General features: G+C 44.4%; 12 protein-coding genes. 5 read left to right on the top strand and 7 right to left on the bottom strand.

The window, feature by feature from the left end; genetic code table 11:
- Positions 1–51: 51 nt before the first annotated feature.
- Positions 52–1,788 (bottom strand): GAF domain-containing protein, encoded by a 1,737-nt coding sequence (locus ACFQ21_RS15765; RefSeq protein ID WP_377580237.1) that lies wholly within the window; start codon positions 1,786–1,788, stop codon positions 52–54.
- 510 nt (positions 1,789–2,298) lie between these two features.
- On the opposite strand from ACFQ21_RS15765, the gene ACFQ21_RS15760 reads away from it, so the two are divergent.
- From ACFQ21_RS15760 to ACFQ21_RS15750, 3 genes are read left to right on the top strand one after another with little or no spacing between them, the layout of a single operon-like run.
- Complete coding sequence (locus tag ACFQ21_RS15760) at positions 2,299–6,330, top strand: response regulator (RefSeq protein WP_377580236.1); 4,032 nt, start codon at positions 2,299–2,301, stop codon at positions 6,328–6,330.
- A 10-nt stretch (positions 6,331–6,340) separates the two neighbouring features.
- The gene (locus tag ACFQ21_RS15755) at positions 6,341–7,177 is read left to right on the top strand and encodes a CheR family methyltransferase (RefSeq protein WP_377580235.1); all 837 of its coding nucleotides are present in this window, start codon (positions 6,341–6,343) and stop codon (positions 7,175–7,177) included.
- Positions 7,178–7,202: 25 nt separating this feature from the next.
- Positions 7,203–9,080: a PAS domain S-box protein gene (locus ACFQ21_RS15750; RefSeq protein ID WP_377580234.1), complete on the top strand. Its 1,878-nt coding sequence runs from the start codon at positions 7,203–7,205 to the stop codon at positions 9,078–9,080.
- A gap of 2 nt (positions 9,081–9,082) precedes the next feature.
- Here the strand turns inward: ACFQ21_RS15750 and ACFQ21_RS15745 are convergent, their stop codons facing one another.
- Positions 9,083–9,472 carry a DUF7793 family protein gene (locus ACFQ21_RS15745; protein WP_377580233.1) on the bottom strand — a complete coding sequence of 130 codons (390 nt, stop codon included), beginning with the start codon at positions 9,470–9,472 and terminating at the stop codon, positions 9,083–9,085.
- 178 nt (positions 9,473–9,650) lie between these two features.
- On the opposite strand from ACFQ21_RS15745, the gene ACFQ21_RS15740 reads away from it, so the two are divergent.
- The gene (locus ACFQ21_RS15740; protein ID WP_377580232.1) at positions 9,651–12,092 is read left to right on the top strand and encodes an aminotransferase class I/II-fold pyridoxal phosphate-dependent enzyme; all 2,442 of its coding nucleotides are present in this window, start codon (positions 9,651–9,653) and stop codon (positions 12,090–12,092) included.
- A gap of 295 nt (positions 12,093–12,387) precedes the next feature.
- Positions 12,388–12,801, top strand: coding sequence for a hypothetical protein (locus ACFQ21_RS15735; RefSeq protein ID WP_377580231.1), 414 nt, complete (start codon positions 12,388–12,390; stop codon positions 12,799–12,801).
- A gap of 99 nt (positions 12,802–12,900) precedes the next feature.
- Here the strand turns inward: ACFQ21_RS15735 and ACFQ21_RS15730 are convergent, their stop codons facing one another.
- From ACFQ21_RS15730 to ACFQ21_RS15710, 5 genes are all read right to left on the bottom strand, one after another.
- The gene (locus ACFQ21_RS15730; protein WP_377580230.1) at positions 12,901–14,841 is read right to left on the bottom strand and encodes a glycoside hydrolase family 97 protein; all 1,941 of its coding nucleotides are present in this window, start codon (positions 14,839–14,841) and stop codon (positions 12,901–12,903) included.
- A gap of 67 nt (positions 14,842–14,908) precedes the next feature.
- Positions 14,909–15,967 (bottom strand): glycoside hydrolase family 43 protein, encoded by a 1,059-nt coding sequence (locus ACFQ21_RS15725; protein WP_377580229.1) that lies wholly within the window; start codon positions 15,965–15,967, stop codon positions 14,909–14,911.
- Positions 15,968–16,107: 140 nt separating this feature from the next.
- Positions 16,108–18,528 carry a sugar-binding domain-containing protein gene (locus ACFQ21_RS15720; protein ID WP_377580228.1) on the bottom strand — a complete coding sequence of 807 codons (2,421 nt, stop codon included), beginning with the start codon at positions 18,526–18,528 and terminating at the stop codon, positions 16,108–16,110.
- A 37-nt stretch (positions 18,529–18,565) separates the two neighbouring features.
- Positions 18,566–20,122, bottom strand: coding sequence for a glycoside hydrolase (locus ACFQ21_RS15715; RefSeq protein WP_377580227.1), 1,557 nt, complete (start codon positions 20,120–20,122; stop codon positions 18,566–18,568).
- Between the two features lie 192 nt (positions 20,123–20,314).
- Positions 20,315–21,991, bottom strand: a complete 1,677-nt coding sequence (locus ACFQ21_RS15710) for a RagB/SusD family nutrient uptake outer membrane protein (protein WP_377580226.1) — start codon at positions 21,989–21,991, stop codon at positions 20,315–20,317.
- Positions 21,992–21,999: the final 8 nt, after the last annotated feature.

Here is a 21,999-nt window from a genome sequence, read left to right as displayed (position 1 = left end):
GATGTGGTTTAGTAGTATAGTTCTTGACACAACGTATGCCAATGAAGCACGTTAGCGGCTTCCGTTCGAATCCTGTTTTTGCTGAAGCTGGCGCACCAGCATCTCTTCACGCTCTTTTAATTTTTCCAATGCATTGGCTAATGCCTGGTTCCTGAGTTCATTCTCCTGGTTGAGCCTCGCCTCCTGTCGCAATTTTAGCTGCAATACTTTTTGCTCTTCTTCCAACTGTAATATGCGTTGCGCTGCTTCCTGTTCTCTTCGCTGTATCTCTTCCTGGGTAGAATATAGCTCTTCCATGTTTTGCCGCATCTCTTCTTCCTGCGCGTGCATGGCTTCGGTTTGTTCCTGTGACGTCCTCAGCAATGTATGCATCCGCTCCGTTGTTCTTACACCCTGTACTGCGGCAGCCACAAACTCGCCTGCCTTCTCCAGAAATGCTATTTCATGTTCTTCAAATTTCTTCAGGCTAGCCAGTTCAATGATCGCTTCGATCTTGTCATTATACTTCATCGGCAATATCAATACACACGATGGTGATGTTTCGCCTATGCCTGACGTAATATAGGTATATCCTTTCGGAACTTTGGTGAGCAGTGTAGTTTCACCTTCCAGGTAAGCCTGTCCGACCAGTCCTATACCGATATCAATTTTGCGTTCAGCAAATTTTTTACGGTCGTATGCATAGCATGCCTTCAGTTCCAGGTAAGGCTTCTCTCCTGTGTCATTGAGTATAAACAATCCGCATTGCTGCGCCTGCAGATATTTGGACAGGAACCGTACAATTTCATTGGAGAGTTCTACCAGGTTTTGCTGGTGGTTGCGTACGATCTCGGAAAACTTAGTGAGACCTTCATTGCTCCACAATCGCTTCTCTTCTTCCTTTTTGAATTGCCGCAGCTGATCACGCATTTTTGTAAGACGCCCCGCCAGGTTGTTTTCATTCAGCGACTGATTGCCTTCATTGAGCTCGGGCCATGTTATAGTATATTCGCCATGCGATATACTATCAATAAACTCACTCGCATTCTGGAAATTCCGAATGGAATGTTCAATCACTTCTTCCTGCGAATGAAACTCAACCTGCTCGCCCGGGTTGAAAACATACTGACGATTATTAAGCTCGAGTTCCTTCAGCAACCGGATACGTTCGCGGGTATCTTTCTTGATTTTGGTGATAACGAACATCAACGTTGGCAAACCGATCAGCAGAATAAAAAACTGCAGGTATAGATTATTGTCCAGGGCGGCCTGATATTCGTTCTCCGCCTCTTTGTTCATTTTCTTTTCGAAGTTGATGATCTTCACGCCTATATCATTCCAACGCAACCACACGCGCAAGCCTTCATTTTTACTGAGCATCTCACGAAATGTTTTCATGCTGTCCACCTTCACCAAGGCAGCCATTTCCAGGCAATAGTCGCCATACTTCTCGAATTCTCGTTGCAGTTCGCGCAGTTCAGTAACATCATACGACTGAGCCTGCAGCCCCACCTCCAACGTATGGAACATACTGTCACGATCGACAAGCGCAGCCTCCATCGGTCCTTTCATCTCTTCATCTCCGGTTGCTCCGTAAGCGCGTATGCCCAAATCCAGATTATGTAAATAATAGCTTACAAGCGCATTGGTATAACTAACAAGTGTGTCAGACTCTTTGCGGATGATGTTGTTCCGGATAACTGTTTTACGATTCTGAAAAATCGAAAACGTACTCACGACCAGTAAAGTACCTACAAGCGCAATGGCAACCGTGATTATATTTCTTCTACCAAACTCCTTCATTTTCATAGATCTGTTAAGCCCCGCTACTGCACTACTATAGTTATAGTGTCTTACAAAGATGAAGGGAAGCACAGGATTGAAGACCCTGCATTAATCGTGATTAACTTCTGGATTATTTACAGAAAAAGTATTCCGTATTTATACCGAACGGCTATGGGGTATACAGATGCAAAAACAGTCATTCACATTTTAATTTTTATGGGGATGTTTTCCACTTTAATGTTTAAACTCACAGCAGATTGTCATCCAGCTACTTATCGATCAATTTGAATTTTCATCACAAATCATCCGCAGCAATGGTATAATGCTGAAAATATCTCTTTTCATTTCGAAGGCAGATTGTTAGATTTAATAAAGTTGCCTGTTGAGCCTATTAGGGCACGTAACGACAACGGTAGAGATTAACCATTTACACATTCGCACCAAACCGGATATAGGTATACATAGAAATATACTTATACCGTTTCAAGAATATAAAATGGGGAATTTTTTACGCTCAGTTATAACTCCGTTCAAATGAAATTTCTCAGTAACCTTTCTGTTCGCAATAAATTAATCCTGTTAGCTATACTTCCTTTTTCCGTAGTACTTTATTTCCTTCAAAAGACAATCGCCATTCAGTGGGCACACCAGGAAATAAATGCCCAAACTGCGCAAGACCTGGAAGCTATTGAAAAGATTGCCAACCTGATACACAACATACAGAAAGAACAGGGCCTGGCTACCATACTGACAACCACACTACAGGGAGATAAAACGGAGATCCTTCGCCTGCAGGAACAGACCAACCAATCGCTGACAGACCTGGAGCAGTTCTTTTATCACACCGGGCCTTCCAACAAACGCATCGATTCGCTGCTCCGCACAATCAAACAAAGAGACCCGTTGCAGATAGTCGGAAAAGATACACTCATCCTGGCGCTGCTCAATGAAATAAGCGAAGTATGGCGACATGCCTCCAACATGGAAATAAAAAATCAGCAGGAGTGTACGCTGTATGTACTATATGCCCGTGAATTTTTGTCCATCATACGCAACGATTTATACCGCGTTATTCAGCACCAGGGTTTTCAAAAAAATGAATATGGATTCTTCGCGGCCACCAAGGGGAAGTTTGATATAAACCTGCACAAATTCAGGAACTACACAACGCCCGCGCTACTGGACTATTTCCAAAACACCTATAGCAAAAATCCGGCAGTAATACGCATGCAGGCTGCCATTGATTCCGCGTTCATGCGAGGCCACATTACCGGAAGCCTCACGGCAGAAGAATGGCAACGACAAACAACGGCTGCGATCGGTGCCTTACATACCTGCGACCTGCGGGCGTTCGATATGATGCGCACCAGTATCCAGGCAGAAGCCAAAGATATAGCGGCTGCCTATTTCCGGAATATACTTCTCTCCGGCATTGTCATTATCGTACTCATTATCATTTCAATTCTCTCCATAAAAGAAATAACCAACTCCGTGAACCGGATGAAGGAAGCTACCGAGCGCATTACCCACGGTGATATAGATTTTACATTGGATATAACTTCCAAAGATGAAATGGGACAGCTCGCCCGTTCGTTCAATAACATGATTACTGTGTTTAAAGGGTATGTCCAATTAGCAGAATCCATTGGCAAGGGCAACTATCAAACCGATGAAGCGATTCGAAGTGAACAGGACACGTTAGGCAAGGCGCTTGTTAACATGAAAACAAACCTGCTGCTGCTGTCGCAGGAAAAAGAAACACGAGCATGGCTTCTGGCCGGTAATCATGAACTGAACGCTATACTGCGCGAAGAAAAAGATGTTCGCAACCTGGCCACCGATGTTATCGGGCACGTTGCCGCATACCTGAAGGCACAGGTGGGAGCGCTATATTTAGCAGAGAACGGGCAACTTTACCTTACCGGAAGTTATGCAATGGAAAATGCAGCAGCCCGCGAATCTTTTGCTTTAGGACAATCGCTGGTAGGACAAGCTGCACAAAGTAAGAAATATATATTGGTGGAAGATGTACCGGAAGACTATATCAAAATTACTTCTTCCACCGGGCAGGGTGTACCGGAAAGTATACTCGTATTCCCTTTCTTTTATATCAACAAAGTGAAAGGTGTAATCGAAATCGCGGCTACACATTCATTTACGCCACTTGACATAGAATACTTGCAGATGATCGGCAACTCGATCGCCATTGCCTTTAACTCTTCACAATCGCGCGTGCGACTGAAAGAGCTGCTGGAAGAAACGCAACATCAGGCAGAAGAACTCGAATCACAACAGGAAGAGCTGCGCCAGTTCAACGATGAGTTGCTGGAGAAACTGGAGTCTATTGAAAAATCAGAAGCAGAACTCAAAGTACAACAGGAAGAACTGCAGGAGTCTAACGCATTGCTGGAAGAAAAAGCCAACCTGCTTGAAAACGAAAAACAACAACTTGAAAAAGCGAAGGGCGAGATAGAAGCGCAGGCACAGGAGTTTGAATCGTTGAGTAAATATAAATCCGAGTTCCTGGCCAACATGTCGCATGAACTGCGCACACCGCTGAACAGTATACTTATACTCACGCAGCTGTTGCTGGAAAACAAAAACAACTCGCTCACTGAAAAAGAACTGAAGTATGCCAATGTAATCTATAACTCCGGCAACGAACTGCTCACCCTGATCAACGATATACTCGATCTTTCCAAAGTAGAAGCCGGCAAGATGGACATCGACATTGACAAGTTCACATTCGTGGAAGTGAATAATGATGTAACCATGATGTTCTCGCAGGTAGCGAAGAGTAAATCCATCAATTTCAAAATTGAAGTTCTTCCCGGCTATAACAAAGTTATTGAAAGTGATAAACAACGCGTAGTGCAGATCCTGCGAAATTTACTGTCCAATGCATTCAAGTTTACACCGGCCGGTGGTGAAGTAAAACTCGGTATACATCCCCCTGCTGCCAACGTACGCTTGCAAAATATACCCTGGGATAAGACCGCTGACGTTGTAGCATTCTCGGTTTCAGATACAGGCATTGGTATTCAGAAAGACAAACAGGAAATGATCTTCGAAGCGTTTCGCCAGGTAGACAGTACGGATAAACGTAAATACGGAGGCACAGGTCTCGGCCTTTCAATCTGCCGCGAACTCTCCGGGTTACTCGGAGGCGAGATTCACTTGGAAAGTGAAGAAGGTAAAGGAAGCACCTTTACGCTCTACCTGCCGCTGATATATACCGGGGGCAGACAGCAACCGTCTACGGTACAAACATCCACCACGGAAACAAAACCGCGTATACCGGAATATATACAGGAACTGCCAAAGATTGACAAGCGATTACTCGAACAGGAAGATATACCGGAAGACGATCGCTATACCCTGACAGAGAATAGCCGCAGAGTATTAATCATTGAAGACGATAAAGAATTTGCGCAGGTGCTACTCGCTTTTGTGCGAGAGCGAAATTACAAGGGCGTCATTTCACATCATGGCAATACCGCGCTGCACTACACCCATGCCTATAAACCCGATGCTATACTGCTGGATATGAAATTGCCAGACATGGATGGTACGGAAGTGATACGACAGTTGAAGAGCGATCCGGAGCAGCGCCACATCCCGATACAGATCATCTCCGGCTATAGCATGAAACGCGAAGCAATGAAACTCGGAGCGTTTGATTTTATTAAGAAGCCAATCCGCAAAGAGGACCTTCAACATGTATTCGACAAACTCGAAGATTTTGCCAATCGGAAATACAAGCGATTGCTGATCGTAGAGAATAACGAGTTCGATAACCAGGCCATGCGCGATATGATCGGCAACGGTGATGTGCATTGTATAGCGGCATACTCCTGCACACAGGCCTATGATATGATGACCGAAAATGCTGTGGACTGTGTTATTGTAGACCTGGGTCTACCCGATACATCGTGCTTCACCTTACTCGAAAAAATAAAAGCCAACGAGCAGCTCAATGCTATACCGGTTATTGTATACGCTGCACAAGACCTCACCGAAGAAGAAAACAAAAAACTGACGCGCCTCGCCAACACGGTAGTTTTAAAAACCGCATACTCCTACGAACGTCTGCTCGATGAGACAACTTTGTTTCTGCATCGTGTGGAAGCAAACCTGCCGCAGGAGAAACAGAATATAATCCGCAAGCTGCACCGGTCGGATGCCGTGCTCGATGGTAAAACCGTATTGATTGTAGATGACGACATGCGAAATATATACTCGCTTACCAATGTGCTGGAAGATGAAGGACTTACTTGTCTCACAGCCGAAAATGGAAGAGAGGCTATTGAAGTATTGAATGCAAACCCATCGATCGATATCATTCTGATGGATGTGATGATGCCGGAGATGGATGGATATGAAGCCACCGTAACGATTCGTAAGTCGGGTAAATATACTCGCTTACCCATCATCGCCTTAACCGCGAAAGCGATGAAAGGAGACCGAGAAAAATGTCTGGCAGCAGGTATGTCAGACTACGTTACCAAACCTGTAAATACACGGCAACTGCTTTCGCTGATGCGCGTGTGGTTATACAAATCATAACAGGATCTATATGCGCGCAAGCTCAGACGAATTCAGAAAGTTTTTTGAGTCAATCCACTCAGACTATGGATACGACTTTACCAACTACCAGGAGTCTTCGCTTATGCGGAGAAGTATATCCTTCATGGATCACCAGAAAATAGATTCACTCGACACGCTGGGGAGCATGATTAAGGACGATGAATATATACTCGAAAAATTCATACAGTATCTGTCGATTACGGTTACGGAAATGTTTCGGGATCCCTCCTTCTACTACGCACTGCGTAAAAAGATCATGCATGCGCTCACGGTATATTCCACCATCAAGATCTGGATTGCCGGCTGTGCTACAGGAGAAGAAGCTTATTCGATAGCCATTCTGCTGAAGGAAAATAATTTACTGGATCGCACGATCATCTATGCGACCGACATCAATCAGCAATCACTCAAGATAGCACGTGAAGCTATTTACCCCGTGGCAAACATGAAACTATATACGGCCAACTATATAACATCGGGTGGCGAGCGTTCTTTTTCAGAGTACTATACAACGAAGTATAACTTCAGCATGTTTGATAAATCACTACGGCACAATATTGTATTCGCGCCGCATAACCTGGCCGTTGACCAGACCTTTGGAGAATTTCAATGTATACTTTGTCGCAACGTACTTATTTATTTCAACCAGCAATTGCAAAACCGGGTTATCGACCTGTTCTACCAGTCGCTCAGCAACGCAGGGTTCCTGGGGTTAGGTAGCAAAGAAACGCTTTTATTTACCGACAAAAAGGAATATTTTAAGGAGATTGATGAGAAAGAAAATTTATACATGAAAGAAGAGTGTGCCAGCAATGGCCAAGCATAACGTGCAACATAAAAACTGGTTCCCTATGGAGGTGCTCACAAATAGAACTGCTGCTATTCTTCTGGTAGACGACCGCCCGGAAAATATACTGGTAATGGAAGAGTTGCTGGCGAAAGACGGAAGAGTATTCTTTAAAGCCAACACCGGTAACGAAGCACTGAAGATAGCTTTACAGCATGAAATTGATCTCATTATACTCGATGTACAAATGCCCGGTATGGATGGCTTTGAAGTAGCCAACATACTGAAGTCCAAAAAGCAAACCCGCGATATACCCATCATTTTTGCTTCCGCAGAAAAGAAGGGCAGCAATTTTATGATCAAAGGACTGGAAGAAGGTGCCGTTGATTATCTCTACAAACCTTTAGACCGAGCAGTTACCCGCGCAAAAGTAGATGTGTTGCTGACACTATATCTGCAGAAAAAAGAACTGATCGAAAAGAATAACATACTCGAAAAGTCTGCATTGCTCATCAACAACTGTGTAGACATCATCGGTATCATGGATGCCGCTACGTTTAACATTGAAGAAGTAAATTATGCTTTTACCAATCTGCTGGAATATACTCCGGACGAACTTCTGGGCACATCGCTACTCTCGCTGGTATCAGAAGAAGACCAGCATCGGCTGAGACAACTGCAGACACAAAATGATGAACGTATTCTGTTCGAGACAAAGTCCTATAGCAAATCGCAAAAGCCCGTGTGGCTGCAGTGGAATGTTGCGAACAAAAAAGGTAAATGGTTCTTCAATGCACGCAACATCACGGCTATCAAAGAATCAGAGAAAATACGGAATCACCTGGCTACCATTGTAAAGCAGTCGAGAGACGCTACCTATATTCACAACAGCAACGGAGATATACTTTCGTGGAATGAAGGCGCGCAGCAAATGTATGGCTACTCGGAAGCAGAAGCACTCACACTAAAAATATGGGAACTGGTGCCCTCTGATCTGCAACACGAATCAGAAGAACTGATGCACTATGTATTGAACGGAGAAAAAATAGAATCGCGTGAAACCAAACGCATCACCAAATCCAGAAATATACTGGATGTTCTTCTTTCATCTTCTCCCATCATCGATACAACCAGCGGTGAAGTATCGGTTGCCATAACAGAACGCGACATCACCAACGAAAAATTAACCGGTGAGCAAATACGACAACTTACCATACGGCTTCAGAATAATATAGTTCAACTCGAAGCCGCGAACCAGGAGCTTGAATCATTCTCCTATTCTGTATCGCACGATCTGCGAGCACCCTTGCGCGCAGTAAGTGGCTATACCAATATATTGGAGGAAAGCTATATTCAAAACCTGGATGATGAGGCCAGAACCATTTTCAATACCATTCAGAAGAACGTTAAGAAAATGGGACAGCTCATTGATGACTTGCTGGACTTTTCAAGACTGGGTCGAAAAGAAGTGCCGAAGCTTTCGGTGAATATGGTACAATTGGTAGAGCGCGTTATCGCTGATATCAATCACAACACTACACATAGCGCAACGATACGACTGGGCGCGCTGCATTCCAGTTATGGCGATCATGCCTTACTCACGCAGGTATGGATAAATCTTATTACCAATGCCATCAAGTATTCCGGTAAGGCCGAATCACCGGAGATAGAAATTGGCTCTACCAAAGGCGATCACGAAACTATATATTTTGTAAAAGACAATGGTGTTGGATTTGACATGCGATATGTTGATAAACTCTTTGGTGTTTTTCAACGACTGCATAGTGTGCGTGAATTTGAAGGCACCGGTATAGGACTCGCCATCATTAAGCGCATCATCACCAAACATGGTGGCAACGTGTGGGCAGAGGGTGAAGTAAATAAAGGAGCATCGTTCTATTTTTCGTTACCGGATAAAGCCCCCGCCACTTCATCATGGTAAAGTTAAGTATACTGCGTTGCGAATTGTTTCAGATACTCTACGGCATCCTTCTCGTCTGTGAATAAACGACTCGGAGTAATGGGTTTATTCAGGCCGAGGTAAATATTGCCAATGATCTTTGACATGGGACTATCGACTACTACGGCTACGGCACGGGCGTAAGAAGAACCTTCTTTGGCAAGGTAATTACGTGCTTCTTTATCAGCACTCTTCATGCCGCGTATATCACAATATATCGGGAAGTCTTGTTGCTTCTGAAATTTGATGCGGTCTTCAACAATTTTCCTGGCCGCTTCCAGGCTTACAACTGAGTTGGGTTTATAAACGAAATATACAATGCCTGCTTCAATCCAGAAACTGGCATATTCATTTTCAAACCGTGATTTGTCCATAGCATTCTTTAACTCTTATAAAGATAAAACTTTTAGTCAATTTTCCATTCGTTGCGGAGTTATATGCAAATTATACTTCCCTCGTTAAAAGATCGAATCATTCTGTTGATTTACTCTGAAGATATGCTATATGGCATTATCTTTAATATAGTTCAGACACCACCATCCATACCTATCTATGGCTAAATTCAAGCACAATAATTTTCTGGACACCGTTGACGAAGTATTCACCGATGCCATGAAAAGCGGAGTTCTTCATTTATACTCCGAAGACGAACAGTTTACCGGCAGACGCATTCGCATAGGCGATCGCGATCTTTTCCATTTTGGTACAACGGGGTACCTGGGGCTCGAACAGGACCCGCGACTTAAACGCGCAGCCATCGAAGCGATCGAGAAATACGGAACACAATTCCCGCTTTCCAAATCGTATGTCTCATTTGTACTGTACCGCGCGCTGGAAGAGCGACTCTTCCAAATGTACAATAACCCTATCGTTGTTACCAAGAACAGTACCCTCGGCCACATTGGCGTAATTCCGTGTGTTGTGCGCGATGAAGACGCTGTGATCATCGATCACCAGGCGCACTGGAGCATGCACAATGCCTGTCAATTACTAAAACCACGTGGTATACCTGTAGAATTAATTCGCCACAGCAACCTGGATATGCTCGAAGACAAAATCAAAGAGCTCAGTACACGCTGTAGTAAAATCTGGTACCTGGCCGATGGTATATATTCCATGTATGGAGACTGTGCTCCCATTCCCGAGCTGATGTTTCTCTATGAAAAATACCCGCAGCTGCATTTGTACTTCGATGATGTACACGGCATGAGCTGGGTTGGTAAAAACGGAACAGGCTATGTGATGGACCAGTTGAAAACACTCCCCGATCGTGTATTACTCTTTGGCACATTAAGCAAATCATTTGGTGCGAGCGGAGCTGTTCTCGTCTGCTCCAATGCCGATATGCACCGGAGAATAAAAACATTCGGAGGACCGCTCACCTTCTCGGCACAACTTGAACCTGCCTCTGTCGCTGCAGCATGTGCATCGGCAGATATACATTTATCCGAAGATATATATGTTATGCAGAATCAACTCGCAGATAACATTCATTACTTCAACTCCCTGCTGAGTCGTACAGACCTGCCGTTGATCGAGAAGAACAATTGTCCTGTATTTTATATAGGCACCGGCATGCCTGTTACCGGCTATAATTTTGTGAACCGGTTGATGAAGGAAGGTTTCTTTGTAAACCTTGGTATATATCCCGGTGTACCGGTAAAAAATACAGGTGTGCGCCTTACTATCTCACGGCACAACCAGCGTGAAGAAATGAAAGCCCTGGCAGAAGCCATGGTATATCATTATCCGAAATCATTGGAAGATACCGCCACTACACGTAACAAAGTAAGAAAAGCATTTAATCTACCGATTGAGCCGGTAAAAGATCAGGAAGATATAGTGCCGGTAAAAGAAGACCTTACGGTACAACACGAAACTTCTATACACGCACTGAATAAAGATGAGTGGAACAAATGGATGGGCGGTAACAGTGTGTTCGATTGGGATGGACTTCGTTTCCTGGAGGAGACATTTCATAACAATGAGCGGGATGAACACAACTGGTCTTTTCACTATATCATCATTCGCGATAAACAACAACACGTGGTACTCGCTACATTTTTTTGTCAGGCCTTATGGAAAGATGATATGCTGGCACCCGCGGCTGTCTCCAAACAAATTGAAGAAAAGCGAAAACAAAATCCCTATCACCTCACATCATCGGTGCTGGCAATGGGATCGCTCTTTACCGAAGGAGAACAATGCTATATAAATCGTGAGCACGCAGCCTGGAATGATGCCCTGCGATTGTTACTTCATCACCTCGAAGTGCTGGATGAAAAACTGGATACATCGATGCTGGCGCTTCGTGATTTCAAACAGGATGAAGAGCTTAATGAATTCTTTCACAACCGGGGATTTATTAAAGTAGATATGCCCGAATCGTGTATCGTTGAAAGTATAACCTGGAAGACACCGGAAGAATACCTTTCTACATTATCGGCTCGATCACGCAAGCACTTCCGAAGTGATATACTACCTTTTGAACAATACTTTGATATCGAGTATAAACAAAACGCAAGCGAACAGGATATCGATATATTTTATACACTCTATGAAAATGTACGGTCGCGAAACTTCGACCTCAACACCTTCTCGTTTCCGCGAAAGCTTTTTGCCAACATGGCGAAAGATCCGAACTGGGAGTTTATCGTTGCCTATTTGAAAAAAGAATATAATCGGCATGAAGAACGTATACCCGTAGGCGTAATGTTCTGCTACAAGAATCTCGGCATCACGTATGTACCTTCATTTATAGGCATGGACTACGAGTATATCCAGCAGTACCAGGTATACCGGCAGTTGCTATACCAAACGATCAAGCGTGCACAACAACTCGGGTTCAGGAAAATTGATTTTGGTATGACTGCTTCTTTCGAAAAGAGAAAAGTAGGCGCCACCATTATTCCAAAAGTTGCCTACGTACAACCGAAAGACAATTTTACATTAGAACTAGTAAGCGGTATACAAAACAACAACGTGCACGCATAGTATATCTGCATATTGAAAAGCACAGAAAAAAGAATCCGGTAAATCCACCGGATTCTTTTTTAAACACTTTGTAGCATATTCACCCCGCAATCATCTGTATGTTTCAAAACGGGGAAAAGCTTACGAAATAAAAAAGAATGCCAATCTCCTTAATCTTTCAATCTTCCAACTTTCCAATTTTCCAATTTATCCGGGAATAAAATCTACAAGCGACCACAATTTCCAGCCAACTATACCGGGCACCGATTTTTCACCTACGCTGTGATTTTAAACATCAACTTAAAATATACATGCTATGAAAAAAGTCTTTGGTTTTATTCTCGTATTTGCTGTACTCAGCAATGTAGCGTTCGCACAGGACCCTGGTATTGTTACCAGTAGCAAACCCGGATGGCACAAGATCGGTGAAGTAAAAGCTGATTTCAAAAAAGAAAACGAATCCATTGTAGTAATGGGAGCTGATCAATTCAAGTCGATCAAATTAAAAGTTACGGATGCCCCGATCAACATCGACAAGGTAATTGTATACTATGAATCGGGCGCAACGCAGGAGCTGGCTGTTGCCAACCAGTTGCAGGCAGGTGGTGAAACAAAATCTTTCGATCTGAAAAATGCTAACGAAGATTTAAAGAAAGTTGCCTTCACTTATAAAACGCTTCCGAATTACCGCGGTGAAAAAGCGCACGTTGAACTCTATGGTTTAAAATAACGAAGTGTTCATTTACTTTATAAAAGCAAAAAGGTTGGCATTCGCGCCAACCTTTTATTTTTGATATATATACTTTTACGGATTGCAGAATCTGCCCCGCTATTTTACCTGAACAACAAAGCCGCCATTGCCTTTTATAGTGATGGCCAATGAACCGGCATCATCTACAGCAACTTCCTGTTGACTGAAAGACCGGCTATCACTTCCTTCGGTTGTAAGTACGCCCCTGGCTTGTCTAAGGAATGGAAGATTAAGCGTTAATACTCTGTCTGCCGTTTCACCATTTATACCGGCTATATACCAAGTGTCTTTGACCTTACGCGCCATCACTACATATTTACCAGGATAACCATCTACAAATTGAGTCTCTTCCCATGCAACGGGGATATCACGCATCAGTGTTTGTATATAGTCCGGTACAGCGCGCATGCCTTCCGGTTTTTCGGCATAGTGCTGAACCCCGGAATGGAACAATATCGCGAGAGCAAGTTCAAATGCCTGTGTTGTTTTTCGTTGTACATTAGGTATTTCCGAGAAATATACCGGTGTAAAATCCATCGGGTCATATACATTGCGTGTAAACGGTAACATGGCACAATGATTCGGTTGCAGGTCAGCATCTGCCTGGGAGAATGTTACGAACTCCATTCCTTTCACCGCTTCCATACTTACCAGGTTCGGATATGTGCGCTGCAAACCACGGGGCAAGGTAGAACCATGGCAGTTCACCAGTAATTTATGTTTCGCTGCATCTTCAAGTATATCCTGGTAATACGCCATCACCGATTGCCCATCACCACCGAAGAAATCAACTTTTATACCTTTCACGCCCATCGTGGCAATTCGTGAAAATTCCTTTTCGCGACCTTCTTTCGTCAGTAACAGATCGCGTGGATGATACTTCACGGTATTCCAGCTGCCAGCAGAATTATACCAGAGTATAATTCCGACATGTTTCGATGCTGTATAGTCCACCAATGCTTTGATACTGTCGTAACCAATCTTGGTGTCCCAGTTCACATCAATGAGACAATACTCCCATTTCATATCAGACGCATAGTCTATAAATCGCTTCTGCACATTGTATACAATCGAATCATCCTTCAACGATACCCAGCTCCACGAAGCTCTTCCCGGTTTAATATAGTCTGTATTGGTATCTATAGCAGGCTTGGCGAGGTCGGTTCCAAGTGTCGATTCAACAATAGTCTTCAATGACCCGATGGCTATAATTCTCCACGGTGTCTGCCATGGTAATTTGGACTGTGGATATACCGGACCTCCGGGAAAACTTTCTACCGCTTCCGGAAAACCGATCGCTAACTCTCCCGCATGTTCGCCCCGCAGCAAACGCGAAGCACAATAATCGCGGTCGGGAGCTGTCTCTGAAATAAGAATCCAGTTGTCACCTTCTTTAAACAGTGCAGGAAATATCCAGCCTGTCTCGGATGTGCCAAGTGTATTTACAGTTGTGTCCTGAAGATAATGCTCTTCGTATGAAGGGTTCGAAGACTCCCAACCTGATTTAGCTTTTGCCCGCGGCTGTATCCAGGCGCGACCTTCATCAGAGAAATAAAACGATGTTACTTCCTGCGTGATTTTTTTCAGATCTTCAGAAGCATCCGGGAAATAATAGCGAAATGCTACACCATCATTCGAAACCTGAAAAACTATATCAAGCTTTTGATGATTGCTGTTTTCGAAATGGTATACTTTCTTATTGGCATCATAGCTATACTGATTCTTCTTGCCATGTAACATGGTATAGCTGTCTTTTACCGGTTCAGTCTCCGCTATGCTTACCAATTTCATATTTACAGAAAAGTCTTCATCTTCGCGAATAAGTCCCAGTCTCGAAGACTTCATTACCGGACTTCCGTTTCGATGGAGGGTATAGTATATAGCACCGCTATCCGCAAGGGTTATCGTTACCTGTAGTTTTCCATCCGGGCTTAATAAAGTTGCATCCTGCTTGCTCGTGCAACAGGTGATACAGAAAGCTGCCAGTATAGCAGCCAGGGCATTTAGAAACGTTTTCATTGACGGTTGTATTTCAAACTGAATATTAATTACAGACTATAGTTTACAGAAGAATGGTTGCACGGTGCTAAAACTTCATCCTGAGCTTCCACTGCGCTGCCAGGCGATTGGCTTCTTCGCGCGTGAGGTGAATGACAGCGCCATGTTTAGGTGATGAGAAATTGGTAGCCTTCATAACGCCTTCGTTAAAGTGGCCGAGGTTCTTAAAATTCTTAAAATCCGATGTCTCACTGAACCCGAAGTTATGCGGCTGTATACCATATATATCGTAGATCAGCACCCACTTGTTTTCACCAATACGCTTGAATACGGTAGGAGCTTCACATACTTTTGGTTCCGGATCATACCACGCAGAATCATATACATACCCGCTATGGATGGATTTAGACACTGCCTGCTTAATGCCGGGAGCACCATCGTGCGGCACATAGAACATGTGATATTGATCGCCCACTTTTGTAATATCCGCATCGATATAGGTTACATCTTTCGGATATTGAAACAACAGTTCGGGTGCTGTTTCCATTTGCGTGAACGCATCGTTCATATAGCTATAGTATAGCTTGTTGTTACCATTGCCGTACCGCATGGTAAAATATAGCATGATCTTTTTCTTCTGTGCATCATAGATCATTTCCGGGGCCCACGCACAACCGATATTCTCCAAACCGGGAAACGCCTGGTCTACACGCAAGTTGGTTCGCGACCAATGTAGAAGGTCGGTTGATCGCATCAACACCAGCGCACGATTATTACCCCACCCATAATCTTTACCATCACGCTCCCACTCTGTATCGCGCAAGCCGGCCTTCTTTGCAAATATGTGCAGGTCAGTCATCGCGAGGTAAAACGTGTTATCGGGACCACGCATAATATAGGGATCGCGTATTCCTTTTTGAAGAGCAATGGTATCGCCTCCAATCACCGGTTCGCCATTATTGATATCGGTAAATGTATAGCCATCGGCACTCAACGCCATGTACAGGCTATGCGTATCATCTTTAAAATATACCAGCAGGTAAGCGTGCATATCTTTTTCGCCCGGAGGCGTAGCTTTCTTCTTTTGCGCAGTGGCTGCAACCACTATAAGCATCAGAAGTGCCAGACAGGAGAGTACTCGATTCATACTTGAACAGGATTTGACTATACCAATATATCCCGCTAACAAATATAAGTGTATTAATTACATTTAAAAACATTCAAACAACTTTCCACAATCCACCTAAAAAGACATGACAGTCCTGTCAGAACTGTCACGTTAAAAATTTATTTCACTGTAATCTCAACAATGCTTGTCTTTAGACCCGGTGACGAAATTGTGATCTTCACCACGCCTGGTTTCACTCCTTGTATATAGGCGAGTAGTTTTCCGTGATATACTTTTCGCTTGCTGGCTTTGTAATCTTCGTGACTTGCAAGATCTCCGCTTTCAAGTCCAATCAACTTGCCAGGGCCATCGATGCTGATCGTAACTTCATTGTCAGCAGCCGGTATTGTTATGCCGCTCTCATCCGTAACATGAATAGCAACGTGCGCAACGCTATGGGTATTGGCCGTTATGGACGCATGGTCTGCGACCGCGCTTACCTGACTGGCTTTTGCCGCTGTCTTCAATGAATAATTTGCAACAACCTTTCCATCATTATACCCTTTAACCGAAAGCTCCCCGGGCTGATAAACGGTTTTCCAGACAATCACTTTGTTGGATGCATCACTCAGCTTTTTACGTCCCAGCGATGTACCGTTGAGGAACAATTCTGCTTCCGTTGTATTGGTATAGCAAACTATATTTACGGAATCGCCTGCTGTATGGTTCCAATGAGACTCTGCCCATCCGCCTCGCCTGCGTTCACCTGAAATTTTAACAGATGCAAGATATACCATTGGTTCCGATGTCCACAGACTTTTACGATAGTAATATTCTGTTTTTGGAAATCCGGCCAGGTCAACAAGTCCTGCTCCACTGGCACGTACGGGCCAGGCTCGTGCTTCGCCTATAAAATCTATACCGGTCCATAAATATTGTGCAGCAATATAGTCATTGTCCGCCACAGCAGCCCATGCATCATACGATTTACCATTCTCACTTCCGTAGATGATGCGCTTGGGATATTGCTTGTGATCATCCGGGTAACGATACTCCTGGTAATTATACCCGACTATATCCAGCGCTTCCGGATAGGTTGTCATATTGGACATTACCACGCCTGCCAGTGCTGCTGTAACCGGACGTGTTGTATCATATTGCTTCACTACCTGCACCAAGTTCGTTGCTATTTCTCCCAACCGACCGGCCAGTGGATTGCCCGCCTGATATCCTTTGCCATATATCTGCGGATTTCTACCGGTGTTTAACACTTCATGTGTATAGGGGTCATTCGGATAATCAATCTCGTTTCCTATACTCCACATAATGATACAGGTGCGATTACGATTACGCAAAATCATATCGCGCACATCGCGATCAGCCCATTCTTTAAAATCTTTGTTATAGCCATCTTTACCCGGCGTGCCAACATTCCAGCCTTTGATCCATTTATTCTTGCCAACTTCCCATTCATCAAAGGCTTCGTCTTGTACCAGCAATCCAAGTTTATCGCACAGGTCATACAGGTAATCTTGATGCGGGTTGTGACTCATGCGAATGGAATTACATCCCATCTCTTTGAACGTCTTCAACCTCCGCTCCCATACATCGCGCGGTACTGCAGAGCCGAGTGCCCCGCCATCATCGTGAATGCAAAGACCTTTCAGTTTTATATTCTTGTCATTGAGGAAAAAACCTTTGTCTGCGTCAAAACGAAACGTTCTGAAACCAACCTGTTCCGTCACAACATCCATCTTCTTTCCTTTACTATATAGGGTGATGCGCAATTGATATAGTGCAGGATCTTCTACTGACCACAACAATGGTTTTGCTACGGTAAAGTTTACAACGGCATCAGCAGCTTTACCAGCTGCAACCTGCACATTGGTTTCGGTCGTAGCGGTAACTTTTCCACTGGCATCCAGCAATTCCGTTACAACGCGCGTATCCGCTGTGCTCTTTGAGTTATTTTGGACATTGACTGATACCCGTGCATCAGCACGCGCTGCGGATACCGATGGCGTTGTAAACGCTACACCCCATATAGCGGTGTGCACAGGCTCGGTTGCAACAATATATACATTACGGTTGATACCGGAGCCGCTATACCAGCGTGAATCTGCAAAGTCGGTATGGTCTACTTTCACCGCGACAACATTCGTACCTTTCGGGTTCAGGTGACGTGTAATATCGTAGTAAAAAGATGCGTAGCCATTGGGACGTTTGCCGACATATTGTTCGTTTATCCAGACTTCGCTGTTCTTGTATACACCGTCAAAATATAGGTATATAGTTTTGTTCAGCTGCTCCGGTGTTAAACTAAATGTTTTTCTATACCAGCCAATACCGGCCGGCAGATAACCAGTACCGCTGGCCCATTCGTCACTGAAGGGACCTTCTATACTCCAGTCATGAGGCAAGTCGAGTGTTCGCCACGCTTTATCGTCCAGCGTAATTTTTTCGCCCCGGGTAACATCGCCTTTGTTGAATTTCCAGTTTGCATTAAACAATACGCTGCGGGAATCCTGTGCATATACCTGGACATAAAAAATACCGGCTGCCATAACAGCCAGTATATAGTTTAAAAATTTCAGTCTCATCGAAACAGTGTATATAGGGTTTGGGATATCTATACTACTATTTGTTCAAATCGCTTACCAGTGTGATGACGGATTTCTTCGGGAACGCGATCACATCATCACTGCTCACTGCGGAAAGAGGTTTCAGTGTCTCGCCATCTTTTCCGGAAGTGATATAGGGCTTGAATGTATCCAGGCTATAGCCCGGCACTTCCAGCTTGCACGATACATCATTGTTGCTATAATTAATCGCCACGGTAACAAGTTTGCCACTCTCCTCATGAATATAAGATGATACCATGAGACCACGTGCATTATTTATATCAACACCTTCTGCCGTTACACCAACGCGCACCGAACCGGGGCGAACAAACCGGCTATAGTTTCCAAGTGCCCAGAGCAGGCGCGTTTCTTCTACATTGCCATTGGTTTTATTTTTCTCTACATATACCAGTCCGTCTTTATAGTCGTAGGCTGAAAGTGATGTCCACCAGTGCCATGCGGCTGCATTCGCTACAGTAAGATCATGATGAATGAGGCGTGCTACATATAGTGCGGTAGTCATGCCGGTATCTTTACCGGGACCAGGAATCTCTTCCTGGTCGCCCAGTACACAATATTCACTCTGCCATAATTCCAACGGTATGGCTGCCTGTTCAATTTTCGCAGCCAGGGTTTTCCGTACAGAGATTACGGTTTCCATGGGGGCAGACGTAAAATAACTATGTGCGGAAATGATCTTGTCTACATTCGGAAAATTACCCATATACCGCGGTGAACTTTGAGTGAAGAAATCTTCAATCTGGTTTCCGCGTGTTGCTTTATCAGCAAGTTCATAGAGGTAATTCATTTTAGCAGCTTCTGCTATTTGTATTTTTGTATCAAGCCCCTGTGCCGTGATAACAGAATCAAGCTTCTTCGTTATATCATACAGTTCCTGGTTGGTATAGGGTGTACCTTCCTGGTTATTGCCGGTCCAGTCCCACTGCGGTTCGTTAAATGGGCTGAGGTAATTCAATGCTATACCCTGATCGCGGAAATGTTTTACAACATCTGCCAGGAACACGGTATACTTCGTATAGTTTGCAGCACTGATGTTGGCACGTTCACCATCACTCGAAAAAGCTTTTCCATTTTTAGTAAGTTGTACCGGAGGGCTATTGACAAAACCAACAAACTGATTTACACCGCGCTGCTTGGCAGCCTGTATAAACCATTGTTGCCCGGCTTGCTTAGACCAATCGTAGGTCTTATCGTCTTTCATAAAACCTTCTGCTCTCCTCCACTCATCGGATATATTATCTTGCGCTGCACTCCCTCCACCGATGTTAAATCGCCACAACGACAGGCCTATACCTTTTGGTTGTCCGCTGGTATCTTCTTCCATGCTGAACAACCAGTCTGCTACCTGGTTTCTTTTTTCATCGGGCCACTGTCCTACAAACTGACAAGCCCATGCATCCGATCCTCCAAAATTATGAATGGTCTGCTTTCGTTCGGCAACATGAATGGTTATTACCTGTGTATCGTCTGGCACAACGGATGTACCGGAATCATTTCGGGAGCAACTCCCGATGATCATCACCGGCACGATCAATAAATATTTTAAACGCATAAAATTATTTTCTTAAACTAACATTATATATACTACTATCAAACCCTGCAATCAAAGCAGTAGCATGCTGGTCTGATAAAGTCAATATATACCTGACTTCAGCAGGCAATATATTGAACAGTATGTATACCAGCCGGAAATAAAAAATACCGGGAGCACTTTTCAGTGCCCCCGGATTCTTATTGTAAACGATTAGTAATTCGGACTTTGTTCAAGCTTGTTTCCGGAAGACTGGATTTCAGCTCTCGGTATAGGAAGCCAATAGTGCTTCTGCTCAAACTTGCGGCCATCCAACGCCACTTTCCGTTCGTAGGTAAGTGTGTTTCCGCTCTTGGTGATATTTATACCATAGGCGGGTTCGTTTTCAGTTTCCATCGCGATCATCCACCTGCGCACATCGTAGAAGCGATGCTCTTCGAACGCAAGCTCTACCTGGCGCTCTCTGCGTATAGCGTCACGCATTTCGCTTTGTGATAATCCTGCCGGAAGTTCAGGCATATCGGCACGTTCACGAATGGCGTTAATCGCTTCGTATACGGATGCATCCGGACCAACGGCTTCGTTCTGTGCTTCAGCATAGTTCAACAAAATTTCAGCATAGCGCAGGTATATCCACGGCTGGATACCGGCAACGTCCCATGGGTTGTTGATCGGTAAATCGTCATCGATGAATTTACGCAGGTAGTATCCGGTCTTGGATGCATTCCAGTTGTCTTTACCATCCTTGCTGTCCTGACCGCCTGGTGTGAACGTTTCTACATTACGGCCGCGGTATTCGGCACCGTTGTAAAGTATACTTGCATAGAAGCGAGGGTCGCGATTTTCATACGGAGCCGTAGCATGTGTAGTATTGTCCCAATCGAATGGTTCAGCTGTATCATCATCCACTTTTACTTCATACGCATCTACAAGGTTTTGCAGCGGTGTATTACCTGCCCAGCCACCGTAACCATTCGGACCATTTGATATTTCGAGACATACGTGGCGTGCACCGATCACATATAGTCTTTCGAAAATGATCTCACTGCTGGATGAAGTCAAAAATAATGATTGATAATCTGGGTGCAGTGAATATCCCATGTTCATCACAGCTTTGGCAGCATCCGCAGCAGTTTGCCATGAACCAGCGTTATACAACGGACTGGCCGCATACAAAAGTATTCTTGATTTCAATGCAAGCGCTGCGCCTTTGGTAGCGCGCCCCAACGCCCAGCTGCTGCTGTTCGATGCAGGAAGACCTGCCGCAGCTTCATCAAGCTGTGCTACTATATAATTGATTCCATCGGCAATCGATGATTTTTGAAAGAGTGCATCGTCTGTCAGATCATCGCCCAGGTTATATACCTTATCACCCATCAGCACAACCGAACCATAGTTTCGCACCAGGTCATGGTAGCGGTATGCACGAATAAATTTCAGCTCAGCTGTAAGCAGATCTTTTCTCGACTGCGTCATTTCAACTTCTGCCATTTGCTCCAATGCATAGTTACATTCGCGAATGCTTCTATAGCTGCGCGACCACAGAGTACCGGCTATACCTGTATTTTCCGGAGCCAGCAAACCACGTTGTATTACCCACGTGTTGTCATCGTTGTTATAAATTGCTTCGTCTGTAAGCGTTGCCCACAAGGCATACTCAAAGCCTCTTCCGAAACCGGGAGGTGTTCCCTCCGCTTCTTTGTCCTGAAGACGCACGCCCATATAGCGGTTGATCACATAATCTTCAAAGAGTGAAGAATCCGATACAATCGCATCATCTGAAATTCTGTCTGTAGCGGTTACATCCAGAAAGTCACTATTACAACCGGCAAGCATACCTGCTAATCCAACGGCTCCTGCCAGTATAGTATATGTTAATTTGAATCTCATGATCGTGA

This window comes from Ohtaekwangia kribbensis (genome assembly GCF_042676245.1).
In the GTDB taxonomy this organism is placed as follows: Bacteria; Bacteroidota; Bacteroidia; order Cytophagales; family Cyclobacteriaceae; genus Ohtaekwangia; species Ohtaekwangia kribbensis.
Note: the sequence above shows the minus strand (reverse complement) of the source record. Positions and strands in the feature narration are given on the sequence as shown.